Origin of the sequence: Chitinophaga alhagiae (assembly GCF_003568665.1) — a bacterium.
In the GTDB taxonomy this organism is placed as follows: domain Bacteria; phylum Bacteroidota; class Bacteroidia; order Chitinophagales; family Chitinophagaceae; genus Chitinophaga; species Chitinophaga alhagiae.
Genome location: NZ_QXMH01000001.1, coordinates 16,810 through 41,221, shown reverse-complemented (window position 1 = coordinate 41,221; position 24,412 = coordinate 16,810). Strand labels below are relative to the sequence as shown.

Below are 24,412 nucleotides of genomic sequence, written 5' to 3'. Positions count from 1 at the left end.
TCCCGCAGAATTGCCTGATCCTATGAAAAAAACCATTCTCCTGGCAGGGTTGTTATGCCTTTGCATCCCTGCATTGCAGGCCCAGTTGCTGAAGAAACTGACAGGTAAACAAAAACCGCCGGCAGACACGGAAGAGACCGTAGAAGACGCCTTTCCCCAGTTACGCCCCAGGGCGCCGCAGCCAGACGCCACCCTGCTCATTGGCGGCGATGAAAAAGTACAGATAGATTCCTCTTACGAATATGACGTGGCCGTATACCAGGAAAGCGAGGCCTTCCAGGGCAGCCAGCGGGTGATAGACGGCGGGGAAGATATTGTGATCTACTACAGCAGCACCGCCGCCGCCTTTTGTATTCAGCTCACCAGCCGGAGCACGGCGGCGCGGTATCATTTTTACGGGGACTTCGGGAAAGAATCGCAGCTCATGCTGTCTGGCGTGGCCGGCATTTCCAGCGGGGAAAAGGCAACGCTGGAACTGAAGGGCATGGAGCCGGTATACCCCGGAGAAATAGGGTACCTCAGCCAGCTCACCAGAACGGGTTCCAAAAAAGTGATTGCCGGCGTGGCTTGCGAGGAATATGTGGCGCACAACCTGCGGCACGATCCCCGGGTGGTCAATACCAACCACGCCAAAGTAACGGCCTTTGTATGGATACCGATGGACCCGCACGCCGTATTTCCCGGCTACAGCCTGATGCCGGAACATTTCAAGGACCAGATAGAAAAGATGCGCATTGCCGGGTCTTACCCGCCGGTGGTGATGCCGCTGGAAATGTTCCTGGAATACGGCAACGGGGACAAGGTGTTTACGCACACCACCCACATCATCATCCATGAACGGAGAAAGGTGATGCTGGCGGACATCAACCGGTAGGTACACATATTCACCGTTTTCAGGGGCACGTATTGCGCTGTTGCACGTTAATAGCAGGGAGCACAAAAAAAAGGCGGCCGGTCTTGCCCCCGGCCGCCACGGCATAAGCTACTTCGATGGTTTCCGGATAAGGTTTTCCGCAACGGCCATCTCTTTGTCTTTGCCGTTGATCAGCTCTTGCGGCGAGTAAGTAACAGGGTAATCAGGGACGGTGCCTTTGCCCGCATACAGCGTACTGTCTACCGCGGTATAATATTTTTGCAGGGGGATGGTGACCACCAGCCCCGAAGGCCTCATTTCACTTTCCGGCATCATGCCGCTGTTATTGCCCTGGAAGCCGCCGCCGGTCTCTTCGCCTATGAACACGGCTTTTTTATTGTATTTCAGCACAGCGGCCAGGTCTGCGGAAGAAGACATGGTGAAACCGTTGGTCAGCACATACACTTTTCCCCTGAAGGGAGAGAGGGCGGGCTGCTGCTCTTCGTAATAATCAAAATCGTTCACCACTTTGGCCTTTTGCCATAACCAGCGGTTGCCTTCCTGCACGGGTTTGTTGTAGTACTGCTCCGCCTCGCCGGTGATCTGGCGGGCAATGGTTTCCGTTACTTCTATCCTGTTCCAGTAACGGTAAGGTTTGTCAAAAAAGTAACCGGCCAGGAAAACGGCATTGCCATCAGACCCGCCGGTGTTGTTGCGGAGGTCAATGATGAGGTGCTGCACCCCTTTGTCTTTGAGGTCCGCAAATGCGCTCACCATGAATAGCTTGAAATCCTGGTCGTATTCTTTGAGGTCGGAGTCTGCAAACGTATGGATAGAAAGGACGGCTGTGGCTTGATGGATGGATAGTTCCAGGGGTTTACTGAAATCAGGGGGCATCATAAAACCCGGTGTGGCAATGTCTTTGGTGAGCGCGCCTTTAATTTTGTGCGTGCTGGCCTTTCCCTGGTGCGATATTTGAACCGTATACTGTTCCGTTACCTCCACCATGCGGCAATATTGCAGGGGGAAGAAGTAGAACAGCGAGCGGTACTTGAGGGTCTGGTTGAACCCGTCTGCCGCAATGGAGGGCAGCAGCACGTCCAGTATTTGCGGAATGCTGCGCCCGTTGATGCTGAGCACCTCGCTGCCCGGTACAATGGCTTTGTTGCCGGACAGGTTGCGGAGCACGTAGGCCTTCCGCCCCTTGAAATAAAGCTGCATGGGAAAGAGCACGGGCCGTTGGGCCATGGCCGCCCGCGTGGCGTCAGACAGCTGCAGCTCCGTATGCAGGCAGCCGATCTGCGCAATGAAGGGCTTCAGCTTGCGGAAGGTTTCCAGTTCCGAGAGCGGGCCCGTAACCGTGGCGGTCAGGGAGTCTGTGTAGCGGGCAAAATAGGCCGGCGTGTGGTACCGGTAAAAGCCCGGGTGCTTCAGGGCCAGCTCCCGCGAAAGGTCGCGGATGAGGCCCTTCACCGTGTCCGCGGGCAGCTGCTGGGCCGCTGCATGCAGGGTGGTGGCGCACAAGGCAGGTAATAGAATGGCGGATCTAAGCATGGGTATAATTTGAGGCTAAAACTATACGTCGAAGTGCAAAACATATGTGAAATGTTTGTGAAGCAAATGTGAAAATTATTTTCCCGTTTTGTCTGTACAGGGGAAAGGGGATTGCTTAAATTGCCGGAAAATCTTATCATTACGTATAAGCCATTCAATGCCTTTCCAACTAACAGATCATACAATTAAATTTAAACCAGTCAACATGCAACGATTAGCAACCTTATTTTTTATGGGCGGCGCCACGGTATTGCTGTCTTTTACCGTTCCCGCCACCGAAAAACCGGTGAAGGCCACCACGCATGCCACTGCCCGCGCCGCCGTGATATACCAGGTAGACAGCCAGCAGAGCAAGCTGAGCTGGCTGGCCAAAAAAGTAACGGGCTCCCACAACGGGCACATCGGCATTTCCGCTGGCCAGCTGGAGCTGGACAATAACGTGCTGAAGGGCGGTTCTTTCACCATAGACACCCGGTCCCTCACGGTAACGGACATTACCAACGAAGCGTCTAACGCCCGCCTTACCGGCCACCTGAAAAGCGATGATTTCTTTTCCGTGGAAAAACACCCCACCGCCCAGTTCGTGATCACCAGCGCAGCCGGCAAAGGCGGCGCCAATTATGACGTTACCGGCAAGCTCACCATCAAAGGCATCACCAACAGCATCAGCTTCCCCGCCGAGGTAACGGTAGCCGGCGGCAAGGCCACGGCCAAAGCCTCTATCAAGGTAGACCGCACCAAATTCGATATCAAGTACCGCTCTTCCAACTTTTTTGAGAACCTGGGAGACAAAGCGATATATGACGACTTTACCATAGACGTGGTACTGGTGGCCAATGCCAAATAATTTTGGCGTTTGCCACCTGTACAGATGCACCGGCCCGCCGGTGCATCTTTTTTTAGGGCATCCCGCAGTGACAGGCCCGGCCTCTTTTTTTGCCGCCATCCTGCAGTAGCAGGACCGGCCTTTTTTTTACCGCCGTCCTGCAATGACAGTACCGGCCTCTTTTTTTGCCGCCATCCTACAGTAACAGTACCGGCCTCTTTTTTTACCGCCATCCTGCAATGACAGTACCGGCCTCTTTTTTTGCCGCAGCCATAACAAAACGGGGCGGGGGTTGTTGTAACTAGAAAAACTACCGGTTATGGCAATTGTAAAAGTAATAGAGGTGATCGCCTCTTCAGACAAAGGTTTTGAAGATGCCGTGCGCAATGCGGTGGCGGAAGTGTCTCAAACTGTTCACAACATTGATTCCGTGTACGTGAAAGACTTCAAGGTGCATGTGAAGGACGGCAAGATCTCTACCTACGGCGCTATCTGCAAGGTAGCCTTCAGGGTAGACCCCAGCAACAAATAACCATCGTCCGCCGCCCCCCATGCCGTTTCCCGGGAAACCCTCCCGGGACGGGGTTTTATGTGCTGTTTGCAAGAATAGCCGTATGTTTGTGGCTCATTTTTCGCCAGTATATGACCTTTGACGATCTGAACCTGAACAAACCTTTACTGAACGCACTGCATGACCTGCAGTTCACCACGCCTACCACCATTCAGCAGAAAGCATTTTCCGTAGTAATGTCTGGCCGGGACGTGTGCGCCATTGCGCAAACGGGCACCGGTAAAACGGTTGCGTACCTGTTGCCCTGCCTGCGGCAGTGGGCGTTCTCGAAAGACAGGTTCCCGCAGATACTCGTGATGGTACCTACCCGGGAGCTGGTGGTGCAGGTGGTGGAAGCCGTGCAAAAGCTCACGGCCTATATGAGCTTTGCGGTAGCGGGCTTTTACGGCGGCACCAATATGAACCCGCAGATGGAAGTGGCTGCCGGCAAGCTGGACATGGTGGTGGCCACGCCCGGCCGTTTGGTAGACATTGTGCTGAGCGGTGCGCTGAAGCTGAAGAACATCAAAAAGCTGGTGATAGATGAAGTGGACGAAATGCTGAACCTGGGCTTCAGGGCGCAGCTGAAAAACATCCTTGACCTGCTGCCGCCCAAACGGCAGAACCTGCTGTTTTCCGCCACCATTACGCCGGAAGTGCAGGCGCTGGCAGACGAGTTCTTCAACAGCCCGGCGGTAATAGAGGCCGCCCCCGTTGGCACGCCGGTGGCCAACATCAGCCAGTCTCTCTACCACGTGCCCAACTTCAATACCAAAGTAAACCTGCTGGAGCTGCTGTTCCGCGAGCAGGCAGACATGAGCAGGGTGCTGGTATTTGTTTCCACCAAACAACTGGCGGATGAGCTGTATGAAAGGCTGGAAGCGGACATGCCGGGCAAAGTGGGGCTGATACATTCCAACAAGGAGCAGAATTACCGTTTCAACAGCGTGCGCAATTTCCAGAACGGTACCTTCCGCCTGCTGATAGCTACAGACATCATAGCCCGCGGGCTGGACGTTGCGGAAGTAACGCACGTGCTTAACTTCGATATGCCGGAGCAACCGGAAAGTTACATTCACCGCATTGGCAGAACGGGCCGGCTGGACAAAAAGGGCAACGCCATCAGCTTTGTAACGCCCGCGGAAACCGCGCAGCTGGCAAGTATACAGCAGCTCATGCAGTATACCGTACCGGTGACCCCGCTGCCGGAAAACCTTGCCATATCTGCCGTGCTCACCAAAGCCGAAATGCCTGAAACCGTGGTGCCGAATATTGTGCTGAAGCAGCCCAAACGTGAATCCGGCGCGGCCTTTCATGAGAAGAAGGAGAAGAATAAAAAAGTGAACGTGCGGGTGAGCCACAAGGAGAAGATGATGCAGAAGTACGGCAAGCCCAAATCACGGGGAAAGAAGCGGTAGACGGCTGTAAGGCGGGCAGCGCCCGCGCCGTGACATGCCGTTGGCAAGGTTATTGCGGGCCGTACAGGTAGCGTCAGGGCTACAGCATCAGCAACCCCGCTTTATACAACGTGCTCACCGGTTTGTTATCCCAGAACAATTCAAAATCTTCCAGTCCCGCCGCCGCATAGTCTGCTTTCACTTCCTGCAGCGTACAGGTCTTTGCCTGGTGTACAGACAGTTTTTCCAGCATGCCGGCCAGCCATTGGCCCTGCTCCGGGGTGGTGCTGATACTGAATTTTTCCCGCCTGTTCTGAAAAGTGAGGGAGGCTATTTCCCAGCTGCTGCCTTTTTTTGTTTTGGTGAGGATGTCTACCTGCGGCGTTTTGCCCAGCCATACCACTTTTGCGGTGGGTTTGGCGGCGGCGAGCTGGTCTTCCGTGAGGGCTTGCACGATATAGTCTGTCGGTATCCTGGTCTTAGGCACTTTGAACTCGAACCATTTCTGCAGCGGGTCATCCAGGCAAATGCCGTGCATGTAATTGAACAGCGATTTTTTCAGTCCGAAGCTGAAGGCTTCATGGTCTGCGCCGGTTTCGTCAATATGCACCAGATCGTTGTTGGCGAAGGCGCCTACCAGTTCTGTTTCTTTTTTCACCAGGAACCGGGCGGGGTGGAGGCCTACCGGGCTGTGGGCCGTCATGGTGAAAAGGTGCCAGAAGGCAGACTGGAGAATGCCCGCCTTGAATAGCTGCCGCACCATTTCCAGCGAGTCTATGGTTTCCTGCGCGGTTTGCGTGGGGAAGCCGTACATCAGGTAAGCGTGTACCATAATTCCCGCGTCTGTGAAGTGGCGGTTCACCTGTGCTACCTGCGCTACGGTGATGCCTTTCTGTATCAGTTCCAGCAGCCGGTCAGATGCTACTTCCAGCCCGCCGGACACGGCAATGCAGCCGGAGGCCCGGAGCAGCAGGCAGAGGTCTCGGGTGAAGCTCTTTTCAAAGCGGATGTTCGTCCACCAGCTTACGGTCAGCTTGCGGCGGATGATCTCCAGGGCCAGCGCGCGCATGAGCGCGGGCGGCGCGGCCTCGTCTACAAAGTGGAAGCCGGTTTGCCCGGTTTGCGCCATCAGCGTTTCCATACGGTCGCACAGCAGCTGCGCGGCCACCGGTTCATACAGCCGGATATAGTCAAGCGATATATCGCAGAAGGTACACTTGCCCCAGTAACAGCCATGGGCCATGGTGAGCTTGTTCCAGCGGCCGTCGCTCCACATGCGGTGCATGGGGTTCACCACTTCAATGGCGGAAATATAGCGGTCCAGCAGAAAGTCACTGTAGTCAGGGGTGCCCACTTCGCCCTGTTTATAATCCGTGCAGGCCTTGTTGTTGATATAGGTCACCTCGTTGTTCACCAGCGTGAAGGTGCGTTTCAGCTCTGCTGTTGTTTTGCGGCCTTCTATATGCTCAACAAGGCTTTCTATGGGCGCTTCCCCGTCGTCCAGCGTTATGAAATCATAGAACTCGAATACCCGCGCATCCGCGAGGGAGCGCAATTCCGTATTGGCAAACCCGCCGCCCATGGCCACTTTCACCTGGGGATAGTGTTGTTTGATCCATTGCCCGCAGCGCAGGGAGGCGTAGAGGTTGCCGGGGAAGGGTACGGAAATGGCCACCAGCTTTGGCTGCACTTCGGCCATGCGGGCCTTGAGCAGGCGTACCATCAGCTCGTCTACAAACGTATACTCCTGCTGCAGGGCGGTGTACAGCTCATCAAAGCTGTTGGCGGAGCGGGCCAGTTTTTCCGCGTAGCGGCTGAAACCGAAGTGCTCGTCCACACATTCCTGCACCAGGTCGGAGAGGTCTTCCAGGTACATGGTGGCCAGGTGTTTGGCCTTGTCTTGCACGCCCATGGAGCCGAAGGCCCAGCCCAGGTCTTCCAGCTGCGCAAAACGGGCGGCTTCCGGCAGGAAGTCACGCTTGCAGATGCGGTGCGCCAGGGTGGGGTTGTGGCCTTGCAGGAAATGCACCACATCGTCAATGGTATGGATGTAATCGTCTTTCAGCGCAATGATCCTGGCCGCATTATCAGACACCGGCCCGCTGATGCGGCTGAAAAGCGCCTGCAGCCCTTCCTTGCAGAAGAGGGCCAGGGTCACCTCAATGCCCAGGTCTGACTGGAAAGCGGAGATGTTCCTGGTGTTCAGGAAACCTTTCAGGTAAGCAGTGGCCGGGTACGGCGTATTTAGCTGGGTAAAAGGCGGAGTGATCAGAAAAACGGCAGCGCTCAAATCCGGAATGTTTAAAAGGCAAAATTATCATTAAATAATTAAATGGCAGGAGTGGCAAATATTTTGAATCTTTAAGGGCGGAAAGCAAACGCCTTTTGCAAGGCTGCCATGGCTGCCGCCGCATGGCCTGTAATTTTGTATTCAAGACGAACCGATGAGGACCAGCTTATTTCTGATATGCACCCTGGCCGCCGCCGCGGCCCACGCGCAGGAAGACACCACCCGCCTGAATGAAGTAACGGTACAGGGCTACGGCCAGCAGCGCCTGTTAACGGAAGTGCCGGCCGCGGTCAATTACGTGGGCCAGCGAGACCTGCTGCGTTTTGCGCCCACGTCTGTGCTGCCCGCGGTCAACAGCATGCCGGGGGTGAGAATGGAAGAGCGCTCGCCCGGCAGCTACCGGCTGAACGTGCGCGGCAGTTCGCTGCGCTCGCCTTTCGGGGTGCGGAACGTGAAGATGTATTACAACGGCATTCCTTTTACCGACCCCGGCGGCAATACTTACCTGAACCAGTTCGGGGCGGGCAGCTTCAGCAGCCTGGAGATCCTGAAAGGCCCCGGCAGCAGCCTGTATGGCGCGGGCACCGGCGGGGTGCTGCTGGCCGGCTCCGGCAGGCCGGGCAACAACGGTTTTTCAGCAGGCTACACCGGCGGCAGCTTTGGCAGCCACCTGGCGCAGGCCTCCGTGGAAGCCGCGGGGCAGCGTATCTATTACTCCTGGCAGGAAGCCAACGGCTACCGGCAGCATACCTACATGCAGCGCACCGTGGCAGGCTGGAGCGGCCACTGGCAGCCTTCTTCCAAAGGCGTACTGGAGGCCCACCTGCTCTACGGCAACCTGCGGTACCAAACGCCCGGCGGCCTTACGCCGGAACAATATGCAACAGACGCCCGCCAGGCGCGGCCGGCGGCGGGGGCTTTCCCTTCCGCGGCAGAAAGCCGCGCGGCCATTTACCAGCAAACCATCTGGGGCGGCCTGCAGTACCAGCACACCTGGAACGAACAATGGAAAAACGCCACGGCCGTATACGGCGCTTACAGCCAGGTAAAAAATCCCTCCATCCGCAATTACGAACGGCGCACCGAGCCGCATTTTGGCGGCAGAACGGTGTTCACGTACCAGCGGCAATGGTTGAAAGTGCTGGCCGGCGGCGAGCTGCAGCAGGGGTACTTCAATACGTCCGTATACGGCAACAAGGGCGGCCAGCAGGACACGCTGCAAACAGACGACGATATCAACAACCGCAATATTTCCCTGTTCCTGCAGCCGGAAGTGGTGCTGCAGGGCGGCTGGACCATTACCGCCGGCATCAGCCTCAACAACACCGCCATGCATTTTGCCCGGCAGTCAGACAACCCCGTGTTCCATTTCACCAGCCGCTTCCGGAACGAATGGGCGCCGCGCCTGGCCGTGATGAAGCAATTCCACCCCGCGGCCAATGTGTACGCCGTGGTGTCCAAGGGTTTTTCCCCGCCCACGGTAGCGGAGGTGCTGCCCTCCACCAGTGTGATCAACACCACGCTGCAGGCGGAAAAGGGCTGGAACTACGAGCTGGGCGCCCGCGGCGGGGCAGGGCCTTTCTGGTATGACGTGAGCCTGTTTTACTTTGGGCTGAAAGATGCCATTGTGCAGCGGCGCGATGCCAGCGGAGCGGACTATTTCGAGAACGCGGGCGCTACGGTGCAGCAGGGCGTGGAAACCTTCGTTTCCTACCGCCTCCGCCGCCTGAAGCTCCGCGTGGCCTACACCTACAATCATTTCCGGTACAAAGACTTTGTGCAGGTAGACAAGAACTATGACGGCAACACCCTGCCCGGTACGCCCAAACACGCCCTGGCCGCCGGTGTGGACGTGGAGCTGGCGCGGCGGCTGTACCTCTACGCCACCTATACTTATAACGACGACCTGTTCCTCAACGATGCCAACACAGACAAGGCGGCGGGCTTTCACCTGCTGGGCTGCAAGGTGTCCTACACCCATACTTTCGGCAAAACAGCCCTCATGTTCCATGCCGGGGGAGATAACCTGCTCAACGTGCAATACAGCCTGGGCAATGACATCAACGCAGCGGCGCGGCGGTATTTCAATGTGGCCGCGGGCCGCAGCTGGTACGCGGGCGTAACGGTAAGGGGAGCGTTCAGGGGGAAGGAGTAAATGTTATAGCGCAATGAACTCTTCCACGTTTTTGGGAGAAATAACTTGTGTTGTGGCCTGCGGATAGTGGTCAGTAAACGTTTGCGGGAACCGTACTTTTTCTGTTTTACTCCATTTAAACTCATAAGCACGCAGACGGTCTGTTTCTTCTTCAATCAGATCGATTTCCTGCTGTTGTGTAGTTCGCCAAAAGTAAAAGGTGGTGTCAATGTTCCGGTAGTGGAGGTATTTCATCCGTTCGGCAATAAGAAAGTTTTCCCATAATGCCCCGGTATCTATGCGCACATTGACAGGTTTGAAATTGTTAATGATGGCATTACGAATGCCACAGTCATAAAAATATACTTTCTTGCCTTTTTTGATCTCGTTGCGAACATTACGGCTGAAAGCCGGTAAACGGAATACAACAAAGGCCTTTTCCAACAGGTCTATATATTTATCCACTGTTTTATAATCACTGCCTATAGTCTGGGAAATCTCCTGGTAACTAATCTCGCTTCCTACCTGTAAGGCAAGGGCCTTCAGCAATTTTTCAAGCAGAAGCGGTTTTTTTATCTGATCCAGCATCAATAAATCCTTATATAGATAGCTGCCGGCAAGCAGTTTCAACAATTCACGCTCCTCACCTGGTTTTGACACAATCTCCGGGTAATACCCGTAAACCATACGGTGCTCAATGAGGCGCTTTTCTTCCAGCAGGCCATGATGCTGCACCATTTCGGAGAAACTTAACGGGTACAGCATAAATTCGTATTTGCGTCCGGTTAAGGGCTCATTAACATGACTGGATAGTTCGAACGCGGAAGATCCGGTTGCGATTACCTGCACGTTTTTTAACTGGTCAGTGAACAACTTCAAAGTCAACCCGATATTGGGAATGCGTTGCGCTTCATCAACAAAGACAATTTCTGTGTTGCCTATGACGGATTTCAATTTTGCAGCTGTTGTATTTGTTAATATTTCCCGTGCATCCGCATCGTCCCCATTCATATACGTAAATCCTTTATTTTGATTCTCCAGGATAGCGTGTATCAATGTTGATTTTCCTACCTGGCGAGGGCCAAATAACAAGATGGCTTTACCTTTAAAAAGACGATCTTGTATAATGGTCTGCAGATTCCGCTGTATCATATATGTGATGTTGTAATACGAAATTACATAATATTCTAGGATTATAATCCAAAATTATTATGATATTACAGGATCGTAATCCAAAATTATTATGCTTTATAATGTTAGCGTGGTTTTGGGCAAATACCACATGCATTGAAAATTAATGCGTGTTTCGTTATGACGCATCCCAAAAACCGTATTTTTGCCCCGGCCAACTTTTAAAAAACATCATGCATCTGAAACGTATTTCCCGGAATTTGATAGTAGCATTGAGTATGACAGGAACCACCACCATGGCGCAGCAGGCGCCTGCGGAGAAGAACCCGCTCCTGCAGCAATACCAGACCGCTTTTAAAGTACCGCCTTTTGCATCCATTTTGCCGGAGCATTTTATGCCCGCCTTTGAAGAAGGCATGAAAGCCCAGCAGCAGCGCATTGCGGCCATCGTGAACCAGCGCTCTGTACCCACTTTCCAGAATACCATTGCGGCGCTGGAAAGCAGCGGGGCGCCGTTGCGCAACGTGAGCACCGTATTTTTCAACCTTACCTCTGCTCATACCAGCCCCGAGCTGGAGGCCATTTCCCGGCAAATGGCGCCCCGCATGGCGCAGCACAGCGATGATATTTACCTGAACGCCGGCCTTTTTGCCAGGGTGAAGCAGGTGTATGACCGGCAGGCGCAGCAGCGCCTCACCGCCGAGCAAAAACGCCTGCTGGAAAAAACGTACAAGGCTTTTGTAAGAAGCGGCGCCAACCTGGATGCCGCCAAACAAAACAACATGCGGGAGATCAACAAGGAACTGTCTCTGCTCACCGTGCGTTTCGGGCAAAACCTGCTGGCGGAAACCAATAGTTATGAGCTCATCATTGACAAGCAGGAAGACCTGGCCGGCCTGCCGCCTTCACTGGTAACCGCCGCGGCCGCTTCCGCCAAAGAAGCCGGCATGGAAGGCAAATGGCGCTTCACGCTCCACAATGCCAGCGTAATGCCTTTCCTCCAATACTCACAGCAACGCGCCCTGCGGGAAAAAATGTACAAGGCGTACACCAACCGCTGCAACAACGGGGATGAGCGGGACAATAAAGAAATAGTGGCCCGCCTGGCCACCCTTCGCGCAGACAGGGCCGCCCTGCTGGGCTATGCCTCCCATGCGGATTTTGTGCTGGAAGAGAACATGGCCAAAACGCCCGCGCAGGCCAACGAGCTGCTGAACAGGCTCTGGAACGCCGCGCTGCCGGTAGCCCAACAGGAAGCCGCTGAAATGCAGCAGGTGATGGACAGGGAAGGGAAGCACGAACAACTGGAGGCCTGGGACTGGTTCTATTACGCGGACAAAGTGCGGAAAGAAAAATATAATTACGATGCGGAAGCCCTGCGCCCTTATTTCCAGCTGGAAAACGTGCAGGAAGGCATTTTTGCCGTAGCCGGGAAATTATACGGCATTACCTTCTCCCCGCTCAAAGACATACCGGTGTACCAGCAGGATGTGATGGCCTACGAAGTGAAGGAAGCCAACGGGCAGCACATCGGTATTATTTACATGGACTTTTTCCCCCGCAGCTCCAAGCGCGGCGGGGCATGGATGACATCCTACCGCAAACAGGCCACAGACAAGAGCGGCCGCATTGCCCCGGTGGTATCCATTGTATGCAACTTCACCAAACCCACGGCTACGGGACCCGCGCTGCTGACGCCTGATGAAGTGGAAACCTTTTTCCACGAGTTTGGCCACGCGCTGCACGGCCTGCTCAGCAACGTGAAATACGAGACCCTGAGCGGCACCTCCGTTCCGCGTGATTTTGTGGAGCTGCCTTCGCAGATCATGGAGCACTGGGCCTTTGAGCCGCAGGTGTTGCAGCTGTATGCCAAACACTACCGAACAGGAGCGCTGATACCCGCTGAAATGGTGGAGAAAATGAAGGCCGCATCCAAATTCAACCAGGGTTTTGCTACCGTAGAGTACCTGGCCGCTTCGCTGCTGGACATGCACTATCATACCATCAAAGCCGGTCAGCCAATAGACCCGCTGGTGTTTGAAAAGCAGCAAATGGACCAGTTGGGCCTCATCAGCCAGATAGCGCCGCGCTACCGCAGCACTTACTTCCAGCATATTTTCTCCGGCGGCTACTCCGCGGGGTACTACAGCTACATCTGGTCTGAAGTGCTGGACAGCGACGCGTTTGCCGCATTCAAGGAAACCGGCGATATTTTTGACCCGGCCACGGCCCGGTCTTTCCGCAAGAACGTACTGGAAAAAGGCGGCACCGCCGAACCGATGGACCTCTACAAAGCCTTCCGCACACGCGCGCCGGAGGTGAAATTTTTACTCAAGAACAGGGGGCTGGATTCGAACTGATCCATCATCTTTGTTGCATATTATAAAGGGCTGGCCAAAAGTAATGGTCAGCCCTAATTTATTCCGGTATCTGACAGAAACCTGTCATCCGTTAAGCCATTCTCAAACTCTTCATGTTACTTTTTGATCGGCTCCTTTTGTATAATATTTTTAGGTAGCTACAAATACTTATTCAACGCCATTTCCTTTTGCTTATCAATGTCAATCTGCTGCTTTTCTAATACTGCTATTTTCGCCTCAATTTTTTCGACTGCAGCAACAATCTTTTTTTGCTCTGTAATTGATGGCAATGGAATTTTGAAATTCTCCAATTGCGCTTTTGTAATGGCTTGTCTTGATGTTGCCCCTTCGCCAATATCTAACAGTCTGTTCTTATACTCAATGCTGCATAAAATAACTTGCAGGTATTTGGGCAACACTTTTTCATTTGCTCTTATAATGGCTACGTGTTGGTTTACTCTTGCTGGTAAATATTTATTCTCGACAATGCAACACCTTGCAATAGACGCTCCGGTTATATTGAAAAGCAAATCATTTTCTTCAACAGAAACATTATCCAATTTCTCAGCCTGCTCATCATCAATATATGCCAATCCTTCATCAGTAAAGAAACCATCATAAACATTCTGACTTCTGATAAAAGTAATACCCTCCGCTTTATATACTCCTTCCCCTCCTAATGGTGTTGCCCCGCTACCTATTTTGGAAGTTATGTCTTGTAATTTAGTTGCCTCTCCAACAGTCTTACTTGTAAAACTTGCGATTTCATTTTGCAATGAGGCAATGTTTCCTTGTATTTTTTGCTGTTCCTTTTCTAATATATCCATTTTGGAAATTATTCTTCTTTGAACATCAAGAGGAAGTAAGGGTATCTTTATTTTGGATAAATCTCCCGCATAAACGTGTGGTTGTGCCTGTCCTTTCTGTAGTTCAAATATTTCCTTTTGTATTGTTTTCAGAAAATAGTAAATCAACTTTGTAATGACAACAGTCTCGTCTTTTGATTTTATGGTATTGCAGTCCGAAGCAAAAATTGGTTCGTCAAAATAATTTACAAACCCTGCATACGCACCTGATGCACTTACTGTTATAACAGGATTCTTTCTATTGTATTTATTATGATAATAAGCAGGCTCTTTACCTCCTGCTACTACTGGATAATTACCTGCAATAGTCTTTTCTTTAGTTATTGAACTTCCTTTTTGTATATCGGCTACATCAATAATTGGGATTATTTTATCGGTATTCCAAAGCTTGCCAAATTCTACTTTTTTTTTAATCGAAGTAGAAATATTCTTTTCAAAATCTACCCCGTCAAAGGTGAGCATATCCACTAAGTTGTGACGGCTGATGTTTTTTTGAAGGCTTGCATGTATGGCTAATTTTTCACCCTTGAACGCTTTGTAAATATAGGTGCTTGCTTTTTCAGGATTATCGAACACATCAGCATCATAGAGTTTTGTGCATTCATCAATGCTTTTATTTCTTTGTACAGGATGTATTCCTTCACTTCCGCGGCGGAAGGAAAATTCGTAACCTAAGAAACGTTTTTCTTCATCTTTTTGTCCACTTTTTATCAATAAGGTTTGCTGGGGATAAGTCAATATGAAGTGTAGTAATTTGTCATTTTCTTTTTCTACAACAACGTTCCAAAATTCCGTTTCAGTTTTAGCTTTAATCTTCTTACGGTACTCTACATAAATTTCATTGGCACTAATGACTGCATTAGGTTGCTTCCCTAGCAATGTTTTGTAGTCGGCAAAGCTGCATCCTTCCCAAACATGCTTTACATATTTAGAAACGGGCTTTTCAACTCCATTAAGTGTTACATCTTGTAAGTCAGTAAAAAACTTATTTATTGCTATTTTAAGGTTAATGCTATCGTAGTTATTACGGCGGCGTAAAAACAAGGTAACGGTATTCGTTCCTGTTGCCATAAAAGTATTGCTGCCTAATTCAGCAATAGCAATTAATTCAAAATATTGCAGAATAATCTCTCTTGCTTTAGTATAGATACCGGCATTGTTCAATATGGAACTTGGCAGAATGATACCGACAATGCCACCGTCTTTCAATAATTGCTTTGTACGTTCTATGAACAAGCATTCAATTTCAGAACTATTGTCAGTAAGCTTTTCGTAAAGTTCAAAATCGTTTTCTGTATAATATTCCCTTGCCGAATTTTTGAAAGAAGAAACTGAATACGGTGGGTTTGAAATGACCACATCGAACTGCTTATTTTCTTTAGGAAATTGAGGGTCGCTCTTTTTAAGCAGGCCTTTGTATTCTTTGGTAGTAGAAAAATTTGCCAGCCCATCGCTTAATATAACATTTGCCAAACCATCCCCATGCAAGTAGCAACCTACTTTACCCACTTTCACCAACCGGTAGTCCTTTTCTATACCATACACATATTGTGTAGCCCAATCAAAATGGTCATCCTGCCAGTTTGTGATTTTCTTAGCGGTATCTGCAATATAATCTTTAGGCTTTTGAGCATCGAGCAGCCTTTGGATCTCGTGCATGCTTTCCGTAAGAAAATGCCCGCTGCCCGCTGCATAGTCAATTATATACGGCAACAAATCATTCTTTACGCCTTTGCTTAACTTTTGGTTTACCATATCATCCAGCGGCAAACTTTTTATGATGAATTGAGCAATGGGAACCGGCGTAAAAAACTGTCCGCTCTCTTGTTTCAAACCTGTTGTAAGCAATAACTCAAAAAAATCCGAAAGGTATTGCTGCCTTTTGTTGTAGCGAATGCGATAACCCTGTAGCAGTTCTACGACCTCTTTAACTATTTTAGAATTTTCTACAAATGATTGGCGGTCAAAAACCTCTTTGATAGCAAATTCGTTATTCTTTTCTAACCGCAGCTTTATGATTTCATATTTCAATTCTTGCTTCAGGCTTTCATTACCTGCAAAAAGAGAGGCGAAACGTTGGTCAAACTCACTTTCTGAAAAGTCGGATACTTCTTTTTCCAGAAACTCCAGCATACCGTTTTTGTACAAATCAGCAAGGCGTATCTGAAAACTCACTTCGTCATCCTTGCCCTCCAACCACTGAAATTTTAATTCCTCATTCAGTTTGGTGGTTTTTTCGTCATAAACTTTACAAAGAAACAGGGTAAATATTTTGTTGAAGGCATTTGGTTTATCGGAAACTACGTTGTGCCTTAATATCTCCAGAAATCGATTAAATATAAAGCTGCTATCTTCCTGCTTTATTTCTTTTAATGATTTTGGGGTGAGGGCTTTGCTCTCAAAATGGTATGAGTTTACCCAATCTTCAAACACGCCGTTGCTCTTAGGTATTTTATTCCAACGGTCATAAAAGTCTTTTACATTATTAGTCTGGCGATAGTCGTCTTCAATCTTGACTATCTCGTTGCGATATTGGATTTGGTTTTTGTTATCCAAGTGAGATGCATAAAGCATTAAAATTTCAGCACTGCGTTCTTGCTGAAAATAAGTAAACAGTTGCCCACCGTTCTTTTCTATGTTTTTAAATTCCTTTATGAAATCAGCACCGTGATTTTTGCATTCAATCATCAAATAAGCAGTTCCATCATCACGGGTAACCAAAATATCCAATCTGCCGCTTGTGCCATGGCCTGTGCGCCAAACTTTCTCTAAGAAAATATTTTCAGGCTTATATCCTTTCTCCAATAACCTGTTTACACATTCCAGTATTACCCAATTTTCTGCCTGTGAAAAGTTCTGGGTAGTTTTTACATCCCACTTAATTTTTTTGCCGTAGTTAATTAGTTTCTTGTCAAAGTTTACTTCAATGGAATAATTACCTGAAACGGCATACTTTTTATGAAAAATGTCCTGAACATTTTCCTTAGGTTGAAATCCTAACGCTTCTATAAATTTTCTTTCTTTCATTATTTATCATTACCGTTCGACAAAAATCGGATAAAAATAACTGTATCCCTTTACGGATAAACGCTACAAGATGAAAATAAGGTGTTTCAAAATCGGGGCGTACCAACTCCGCTTTTTAATGACCATGCCGAAACTTATCGTTTTTTCATTGCCTAAAATTAGAATGTTGTATTTAGTTTGCTAAATTAATTAGTTTTTTGACTTTTCCGTTAATTGTTGCAACAAAAATACGAAGATGTTATACATCTATTACAATGAGGCGTTTTCCAAATATTTTATTATCATTTTAGTTTTTTTGAAGAGAATTAAGGGTATTTCTGGAATCGCTATAAGCCCCATTTGGGTTTAACTAGTAGTATATAGTCACCTATTTTTAATAGTCCCCGGTACAGGAATGTAACGGTTTGTCAATACGCTCCTCCTTCGGCAACCGTTCGGTAATCCTTCGGTCAACCTTCGGTTAAACACCCTCAAACCCGTACTGCCACCGAACAACACCGAAGGATCACCGAAGGATGGCAGCAGGATGTCAGTAGGATGGCCCTTTTTGGTTGTTTTGCGCCTTTTTGACGGCGGCGCCCTGTTTGCAGGCGCCACTTCGCTTTTGTAATAAAATTGCCCGGATGGGGCTGAAAATGCGTTTGGCGGGTATGTGCAGCCCGGGTGGAGGAGCCGTATGGAAAACAGGCAAGCGGTATTAAAATCATATAGTTGTGCATACGCGGGCGCGCATTGTGCAGGGCGCGGCGTCAGTCATTGAGCAGCCCGCTCACCAGGTTAATGGTGAGGGCCACTACAAAAGTGTTGAGCAAAAAAGAGAGGATGCCATGCAGCAATGCCACGCGGCGTATTTGATGGGAAGAGATATTCACGTCAGATACCTGGAAGGTCATGCCGATCACGAACGCGAAGTAGGCAAAGTCAATGTAATCGGGCTTCTTTTCTCCCGGAAACTCCAGGCCGCCGGCGTGGCGGGTAGTGTCGTTTTCCGCATCGTCGTAAAACAGGTGGGCGTAGTGCGCGGTGTAGATGGTGTGTACCATGCCCCAGGAAGCCATCATGCCGGTAATGGCCACGGGGAGGTAGAGCGCTTTGTCTGCGTCACTTTTGGTGAGCATCACCAGCAACACGGCAAACATGCTGGAAAAAGACGTAATGAGCACCAGCAGCGTAACAAAGGCACGGCTGCCGTCGTCTACCCGCGCATACCGGCGGATCTCATCGGTGGTGCGTTTCAGGAAAATGATCCAGCTGGTGGCGATATACGAAAAAGCAAAGGTGTTCCACACCAGCATGTATTTCACCCAGGGGTTCAGCGGCGAGCGGAAGATGGTGAAAAAGGTGATGGCCGCCAGCGCCAGGCTGATCAGCACACGCTGCAGGGGGTGCATGTTCTTCATATTGATAAAGATAGGAGGTTTCTTATTTCACCACTTCTATCCGCACCTTTTTATTCTTTACCTTTTCGTTTTTGATCAGTTGCAGCACCTGGCTCACCTTGGTTTTCCGCACGGCCGCAAACGCAATGTAGTCCTTCACTTCCACCAGCCCCAGGTCTTCCTTTTTCAGTTTACCCTTGTTGGAGAAGAAGCCTACTATATCCACCTTGTTCACCTTGTCTTTTTTACCGGCGGAAATATAGAGGGTGCTCCACTGCGGTTTATCCGGCAGGGTGGCTGTTTCCGGCAGGGTAATGGTTTCCGCGTTGTCCGGTATATAGGGCGGAAGGGCCTCTTCCGGGCCGGTGATGATAATGGCGGTGCCGCTGGCGTCCATACGGGCGGTGCGGCCGTTGCGGTGAATGAAGGTCTCTTCGTTTTGCGGCAGGTGGTAGTGGATGATGTAGCGGATGTTCGGAATGTCCAGCCCGCGGGAGGCCAGGTCCGTGGTGACCAGCAGGTTGGCGGTGCCGTTCCTGAACTTGCAGAGGGCCACGTCCCGGTCCGCCTGCTCCATGGCGCCGTGGTAGAACACGCTGGTGATGCCTTTGTCTTGCAGCAGGCCGGCGGTACGCTCTACGGCGTCCCGGTGGTTGCAGAACACTATGGTGGAGCGGTTGCCCAGCATGCAGATCAGGCGGAAGAGCGTGTCTGCCTTGTCTTTTTCCGGGCTTTGCAGCGTTTTGATGCTGAGGGCGGGCGGCGCTTCGCCGGAAAGGAAGTTGAGGGTAACCGGCTGTTGCAGCCGGATGAAGTCGGGTATTTCGGCCGCTTCCGTGGCGGAGGTAAGCATTCTTTTGCTGACGGCGGGCAGGGACTCCACCACAAAGGCAATTTCTTCGCGGAAGCCCAGCTCGAAAGATTTATCAAATTCATCCATCACCAGCGTATGAATGCCCGCGGTGTTGATGCTGCCCCGGCGGATGTGGTCTCCCAAACGGCCGGGCGTGCCAATGATGAGGGCAGGGGCTTCTTTCAGGGCGTTCTCTTCCGTTTCCCGCAGGTGGCCGCCATAACAGCTGGTCACTTTAAAACCTGTTCTCATGGCGCGGAACACTTTTTCTATCTGCTGCGCCAGCTCGCGCGTGGGGGTGATCACCAGGGCCTGCGTGGCGGCAACACCGGGTTGCAGGCGCTCCAGCACGGGCAGCAGGAAGGCCAGCGTTTTGCCGGAGCCGGTGTCTGATAAAAGAATTACGTCCTGTGCGGTTTTGCCGGCGGCAATGGCCGCCTTTTGCATGTCATTGAGCGTTTGAATGCCAAGCGAAGCTAAGATCTGCTGCATGCGGCAAAGGTAGCGTTAAAAACAGGCAATAAAAAAAGGGAGGCCATGTGCGCCTCCCTTTTCAATGCGTTTTCCGGTGTTTCAGCTACCCCTGGTACCGCCCGTCTTCAGCGGTTTTTTAGAGAAAGAGGGCGCCTTGGTAGGCCGCTGGAATGTATTATTTGCACCAGGCAAGTTGTTGGTCTTTTTATTTCCCTTCTTGCCGTCCTTTTTATTGCTGTTCGATAACAATGACATAGCTGTAACAATTTGGTGTTGACAAATATAATCTTTTTACGGCAATACTTCCGCCTCCAGGCCCTCGTTCCAGTGTTTATGCTCCGGCATGTAGTACAGGCCTGCATTACCGGCTTTGGCTGTATACGTGCCGGGGATGTCTGCCTTCAGGTCCAGCCGCAGGGTTTTGGTTTCTTCAGGGGCAAACCCCATCCAGTAGAAGACCAGGTAGTTGTCGAATATCTCGTAATAGGCCACCTCATTTTTTTCCATCAGCTCTTTCAGTTGCCAGGGCTGGGCAGACAGTCCGGCGGGAATGCCGATCTTGGCAATAGACATCCCCTGCAGCATGGCCTTTTCATTGGTAACGCTTACTTCCATGCGCACCGTTCCTCCCATTTTCACCTGCCGCTTTGCCAGGCTGGTATGCAGGCGCAGCTCCGCAAGGGGGCTGGAGGGCGGGGTGAAGGTGTAGTAAGATACTTCCATGTTGTACGGCACGTTGTTTTCCGCGCCGCCGTATGCCACTTCAAAACTGTTGCGCGCCGCCGGCGTTTCTGGCGCGGGTATGATGCCCGGCGTTATGGCCCGGTTGTTCAGCAGGAAACGGATGTCTGTTTCCGCCGCGGCTTTCCCGAACACCCTGGCGTAGGCTATTACGGCGTTGAGCGCCAGTACCGTGGCCTGCGTGGAAGAGTAGCCGAAGTAGGACTTGCAGCGCATGATGTCTGTCATCAGCTCCGCCATCAGCGGCAGCTCCGGTTTCTTTTCCCTGGCCAGCGCCAGCAGGTAGAGGGCGCCGGTTTCCACCTTCAGCGAGGTGGCCCTTGAATTGACCACGCTGGTGGCCGCTTTAAAGGTCTTTTGCCGGTAATGCCCGCGCAATATCTTCATCAGCCGCTCAAAATCCGCCTGCCGGTGCATGTTGGAGGCGGTCAGCGCCATCATGGAAAGCTCGTAGGCATCGTTGCCTTTCAGCACGTTGGCCAGCGCATGTTCATACTCCCGCGTTACCTCGCTGCCGTAACCGGCATGGCTGAAAGCGTACACAATGTAGATGTTCGCAATTTTATTGGGCACGGTGGCAAACCGGTCGTACCCGCTGGTGGAGAGCAGGAAGCCGCCTTTACCGTCCCTTCTGCCGAGGAGGAATTTTTTGGTGCGCTTCAGCATTTGCCGGTCTACTGCAATAAACTCGCTCATATCGGTAAACTCCATAAGGCCGTAGGCGGTCAGCGCTTCGTGCGGCGGGGTTTTGCCGAACCACTCAAAGCCGCCTTCCGTAGTTTCAAAGCCGATCAGCCTTTTATACCCTTTTTCAATATAGTCCATGGCCTGGCGCTCTATGGCAGGATTGGCGCGGCCTGATTCCCGCAGGTATTTGAGAATAAAAATATTGGGGTACGTGGCGGAAGATGTTTGCTCAAAACACCCGTACGGCTCCCGCAACATAGCCGCCACGCCGTCCAGCAACTGCCCTTCGGGGTTGTTGAACAATTTCAGCTCGTACCGCAGGCTGCCCGGCACCATTTTATTGACGGTAAAGCGGTGTTGGGCGGAACGGTTGCCCGCAAAGGTTTCCACCACCGGAAAGCCTTTGTGTACCACGGTAACGGGCAGGGAAACCGTTTCTGTATGCCGCGGGCTGCTTACGGTGAAACGGAGGCTGCCTTCTACGGGAGAGGTGGCGGTAACCGGTACGTATACTACCTGCGCGGCGCCCGGCGCCAGGTGGATGGTTTTGTTGAAAATGCCGGCTTTTACGCTTTCCGTAAACGCCACTTGAATGTCCGCGTCCAGGGGGTGGGTATCATTGTTTTTGATGTGCAGGGGAATGAGGGCATTGTCTCCCACCGTGAGGTACGGCGGTATTTTGGCGTCTACGCTGAGCAGCGGCTGTACGGCGTAGGTGGTTTCCGCGCGGCCCGCCAGCCCGTTGTACCCGATGCCTTCCGCAATGGCCCTGAAGGTAGTGGTGGCGTCTGAATTGTAGAAAGACACGCTGGCTTCCCCGTTCTTGTCTGTCTGCACCACGGGGTTCCAGTAAATGGTTTCCCTGAAATCTGTTCTTTCCGCCGTTTCCGTAGTAGGGTACAGCGGCGCGTTGAACCGGCGCACCGGCGTAAAACCGGGACCGTTGAGCTGTACCTGCTGTGAGGCATAGAACGCGCGGGGTGCGTGCGTCCATCGCAGCCTGGACCCGCTGTTCTTTTTGGTTTCTACAATAATAACGCCCCTTGCGCCAGCGCTGCCGTAAATGGCGGAAGCAGCGGGATCTTTCACCACGTAAATAGCCGCAATTTCAGCGGGGTTGAGCTGGCCGGTCCATTCCATGGGAATGCCGTCTACGATCATCAACGGTGTATTGTCTCCCGCAATGGAAGTGCTGCCGCGTATCTGCACGCCGGGGGCCTGGGCAGGGTTGGCCCGCTCTGTTACGTTCACGCCGGCAACGCGGCCCGCCAGTGCGTTGTTGACGGAAACTTCGTTGATGTCCCTGCCGGTAATCACGGTAACGGCGCCGGTCACCAATTGTTTTTGCCGGCCGTTGAAGCCTACCACCACTACCTCCTCCAGGTTCTTGTCTCCCTGCGCGGCCGGCGGGGCCTGCGCGGGCAGCGGGAGAGGGGCTGCCGCGGCGGCGTTGGCGCGCAGTAACGGCCCGTTCTTGATGTCTGCCGTCATAACAAGCCGGATGGGTTCTTTCTTTTGCATGGACTGCGCCACCACCATGTAGTAGCCGTTGTGCTGCAGGCCGGGAAAATAGAACTCGCCATCGTCTCCGGTGAGCAGCTGCATTACCACGCTGCTGGTGAGCACCAGCCATACTTTGGCCCGTACAGGCTCATTACGCCCGTTCACCACCTTGCCGCTGATGATGTGCTGCATGTCAGGCAGGAACTTCAACCTGTTTTCCTGTTCTACGGAAGGCAGGTAATCAAAGTAGCGGTAACCATGCGTGAGCATCAGCAGGTCCAGCGCCGGGGCCGCTTTCTCTTCATCTTTTTTGAAATAGAACTGCGGCTCTTCTATCTTACCTTTCAGCTCGGAGCTTATCATCAGCCAGGATATGAGGTGGTCCTGCCTGTCATCCGCAAACGTCCACAGCTTGTCATCCAGCACGGACAGTGAAAAGTTGGACGGCACGGGCTGGCCCTGGTAGTTCAGCGTTTTCAGGCGAAGGGTCACTTTTTCCCGCGGCATGTAACGGGCTTTGTCCGGTGTTATTTCCACCTGGAGCATTTTTTCCGGGTGGAGGAACATGATGCGCTCCGCCAGCGGCAGCCCGTTGGCCTGTGATACGGTAAACCGCGCAATGCCGGCGGGGAAAAGCGCGGGATCAATGCTGACGGACTGCGCGCCTTTTTTGAGCCGGGTATTTTGTGAAAAGTAAAGCTGTTCTTTTGTGTAGCCGGTAATTTTCACGTCTGCGCTTTGCGTGGCGTGCAGGTGCATGAGCAACCGGCCTTTTGCTGCCGTCAGCTGCATGGCCACACCTTTGGCCGCGGCGGCGGGCAGCGGCTGCACCACGTTTGCGGGACTGGTTACCTGCACCTCGTACGTACGGCCCGGCTGCGGGGTGAAAGCAAACTGCCCCATGCCGTGGTGAAAACTTTGCAGACCGGTGATTACCTGGCCGCTGCCGTCTCTCAGCTGCCCCGTGACATCCACCGGTTTGCCAAATTCGTTCACGGCCCTGAAAGCCACGTTGGCCGGGAGGCCTTCTACCAGGGCGCCGCCTTCGGGCATCAGCTGCAGGTACACCTTGTTGAGCGTAATGGGTATGCTGCGCGAAATGGCTTCCACATAGGCATCATGTTCCACCGTTATATTCAGTAAGCCATCCGTAGTGGAGAGGCTGGCCGGCAGCTGGAATTGCACGGCTGCTTTGCCCGCCCCGTCTGTTTGCAGGGTAACGGGCTGGCCGCTTTGCCCGGCCAGCGACACCGTGTACCGGAACGTTTGATGCGCCAGCGGCCGGTCTGCCAGCGAGCGGGCGGAGAAGTGGGCGGTAACGGTGCTGCCCGGCCCGTAGCCTTTTTGCGGAAAGTCCAGCTTCATCAATATGCGGGGGGAGATCACGTGCTGTACGGTGACCTCCTTTGTGAAAAAGGTGCTGTCTTTTTCATTCTTCATCCATGCGGTGTAGGCCCGCAGTTTATAAACGCCGCCGGCGGCGGAAGGCGGAAAGGCGTAGGAGCCTTCCGTATAACCGTGCTTTACCGGGTAGGTGAGTTTGGCGGCCAGGTTGCCGGAAGGGCCCAGCACGTCTACATATACAATATGGCTGACGTTGGAGGGCGTATTGTTTTGCGCATGCACCAGGTACAGCTTGAAGAACATTTCATCCCCCGGTTTGAAAAACGCGTGGCTGGTCTGCATGTATATCTTTTCCTTATTGGAAGCGTAATCCGGCGCCTGTGCGGCGGCTTTGCCCGCGCATGCGCAAATGAGTATCAAAAACAAGATCCAGTGTTTCATAC

Annotated in this window: 13 protein-coding genes; 6 read left to right on the top strand and 7 right to left on the bottom strand. The window is 52.0% G+C overall.

Translation table 11 applies throughout. The annotated features are described in order from the left end of the window. Window positions 1-22 precede the first annotated feature (22 nt). The gene (locus D3A97_RS00120) at window positions 23-874 is read left to right on the top strand and encodes a hypothetical protein (RefSeq protein WP_157986277.1); all 852 of its coding nucleotides are present in this window, start codon (window positions 23-25) and stop codon (window positions 872-874) included. Between the two features lie 108 nt (window positions 875-982). Here the strand turns inward: D3A97_RS00120 and D3A97_RS00115 are convergent, their stop codons facing one another. Next, complete coding sequence (locus D3A97_RS00115; protein WP_119075372.1) at window positions 983-2,407, bottom strand: S41 family peptidase; 1,425 nt, start codon at window positions 2,405-2,407, stop codon at window positions 983-985. A gap of 205 nt (window positions 2,408-2,612) precedes the next feature. On the opposite strand from D3A97_RS00115, the gene D3A97_RS00110 reads away from it, so the two are divergent. The 3 genes from D3A97_RS00110 (at window position 2,613) to D3A97_RS00095 (ending at window position 5,201) form a co-directional block, all read left to right on the top strand. Then, entirely contained in the window at window positions 2,613-3,254 is a 642-nt protein-coding gene (locus tag D3A97_RS00110; RefSeq protein ID WP_119075370.1) for a YceI family protein, read from the top strand. A gap of 298 nt (window positions 3,255-3,552) precedes the next feature. Continuing rightward, complete coding sequence (locus tag D3A97_RS00100) at window positions 3,553-3,765, top strand: dodecin family protein (protein WP_119075365.1); 213 nt, start codon at window positions 3,553-3,555, stop codon at window positions 3,763-3,765. Between the two features lie 86 nt (window positions 3,766-3,851). Beyond that, a complete protein-coding gene (locus tag D3A97_RS00095; protein WP_232825800.1) occupies window positions 3,852-5,201 on the top strand; it encodes a DEAD/DEAH box helicase in 1,350 nt (449 codons plus the stop codon). Window positions 5,202-5,280: 79 nt separating this feature from the next. Here D3A97_RS00095 and D3A97_RS00090 read toward each other — a convergent pair whose 3' ends face one another. Next, the gene (locus D3A97_RS00090) at window positions 5,281-7,470 is read right to left on the bottom strand and encodes a B12-binding domain-containing radical SAM protein (protein ID WP_119075361.1); all 2,190 of its coding nucleotides are present in this window, start codon (window positions 7,468-7,470) and stop codon (window positions 5,281-5,283) included. Between the two features lie 154 nt (window positions 7,471-7,624). Here D3A97_RS00090 and D3A97_RS00085 point away from each other — a divergent pair, with 154 nt between their 5' ends. Next, window positions 7,625-9,625 (top strand): TonB-dependent receptor family protein, encoded by a 2,001-nt coding sequence (locus D3A97_RS00085; RefSeq protein ID WP_119075357.1) that lies wholly within the window; start codon window positions 7,625-7,627, stop codon window positions 9,623-9,625. Window positions 9,626-9,628: 3 nt separating this feature from the next. Here D3A97_RS00085 and D3A97_RS00080 read toward each other — a convergent pair whose 3' ends face one another. Next, the gene (locus D3A97_RS00080; protein ID WP_119075355.1) at window positions 9,629-10,756 is read right to left on the bottom strand and encodes an ATP-binding protein; all 1,128 of its coding nucleotides are present in this window, start codon (window positions 10,754-10,756) and stop codon (window positions 9,629-9,631) included. Between the two features lie 257 nt (window positions 10,757-11,013). Here D3A97_RS00080 and D3A97_RS00075 point away from each other — a divergent pair, with 257 nt between their 5' ends. Beyond that, complete coding sequence (locus D3A97_RS00075) at window positions 11,014-13,095, top strand: M3 family metallopeptidase (RefSeq protein WP_119075352.1); 2,082 nt, start codon at window positions 11,014-11,016, stop codon at window positions 13,093-13,095. A 158-nt stretch (window positions 13,096-13,253) separates the two neighbouring features. Here D3A97_RS00075 and D3A97_RS00070 read toward each other — a convergent pair whose 3' ends face one another. From D3A97_RS00070 to D3A97_RS00055, 4 genes are all read right to left on the bottom strand, one after another. Then, window positions 13,254-16,988 (bottom strand): restriction endonuclease subunit S, encoded by a 3,735-nt coding sequence (locus D3A97_RS00070; RefSeq protein ID WP_119075350.1) that lies wholly within the window; start codon window positions 16,986-16,988, stop codon window positions 13,254-13,256. Window positions 16,989-17,737: 749 nt separating this feature from the next. Further along, window positions 17,738-18,388: a DUF1345 domain-containing protein gene (locus D3A97_RS00065; RefSeq protein WP_119075347.1), complete on the bottom strand. Its 651-nt coding sequence runs from the start codon at window positions 18,386-18,388 to the stop codon at window positions 17,738-17,740. A gap of 22 nt (window positions 18,389-18,410) precedes the next feature. Further along, window positions 18,411-19,712, bottom strand: a complete 1,302-nt coding sequence (locus tag D3A97_RS00060) for a DEAD/DEAH box helicase (protein ID WP_119075344.1) — start codon at window positions 19,710-19,712, stop codon at window positions 18,411-18,413. 273 nt (window positions 19,713-19,985) lie between these two features. Further along, complete coding sequence (locus tag D3A97_RS00055; RefSeq protein ID WP_198673802.1) at window positions 19,986-24,410, bottom strand: TonB-dependent receptor plug domain-containing protein; 4,425 nt, start codon at window positions 24,408-24,410, stop codon at window positions 19,986-19,988. Between the last annotated feature and the right edge of the window lie 2 nt (window positions 24,411-24,412).

Coding starts and splice junctions, on each gene's coding strand:
- D3A97_RS00100 (WP_119075365.1), top strand. CDS start 3,553: ATGGCAATTGTAAAAGTAATAGAGGTGATCGCCTCTTCAGACAAAGGT.
- D3A97_RS00060 (WP_119075344.1), bottom strand. CDS start 19,712: ATGCAGCAGATCTTAGCTTCGCTTGGCATTCAAACGCTCAATGACATG.
- D3A97_RS00065 (WP_119075347.1), bottom strand. CDS start 18,388: ATGAAGAACATGCACCCCCTGCAGCGTGTGCTGATCAGCCTGGCGCTG.
- D3A97_RS00120 (WP_157986277.1), top strand. CDS start 23: ATGAAAAAAACCATTCTCCTGGCAGGGTTGTTATGCCTTTGCATCCCT.
- D3A97_RS00085 (WP_119075357.1), top strand. CDS start 7,625: ATGAGGACCAGCTTATTTCTGATATGCACCCTGGCCGCCGCCGCGGCC.
- D3A97_RS00055 (WP_198673802.1), bottom strand. CDS start 24,410: ATGAAACACTGGATCTTGTTTTTGATACTCATTTGCGCATGCGCGGGC.
- D3A97_RS00115 (WP_119075372.1), bottom strand. CDS start 2,407: ATGCTTAGATCCGCCATTCTATTACCTGCCTTGTGCGCCACCACCCTG.
- D3A97_RS00110 (WP_119075370.1), top strand. CDS start 2,613: ATGCAACGATTAGCAACCTTATTTTTTATGGGCGGCGCCACGGTATTG.
- D3A97_RS00075 (WP_119075352.1), top strand. CDS start 11,014: ATGACAGGAACCACCACCATGGCGCAGCAGGCGCCTGCGGAGAAGAAC.
- D3A97_RS00080 (WP_119075355.1), bottom strand. CDS start 10,756: ATGATACAGCGGAATCTGCAGACCATTATACAAGATCGTCTTTTTAAA.
- D3A97_RS00070 (WP_119075350.1), bottom strand. CDS start 16,988: ATGAAAGAAAGAAAATTTATAGAAGCGTTAGGATTTCAACCTAAGGAA.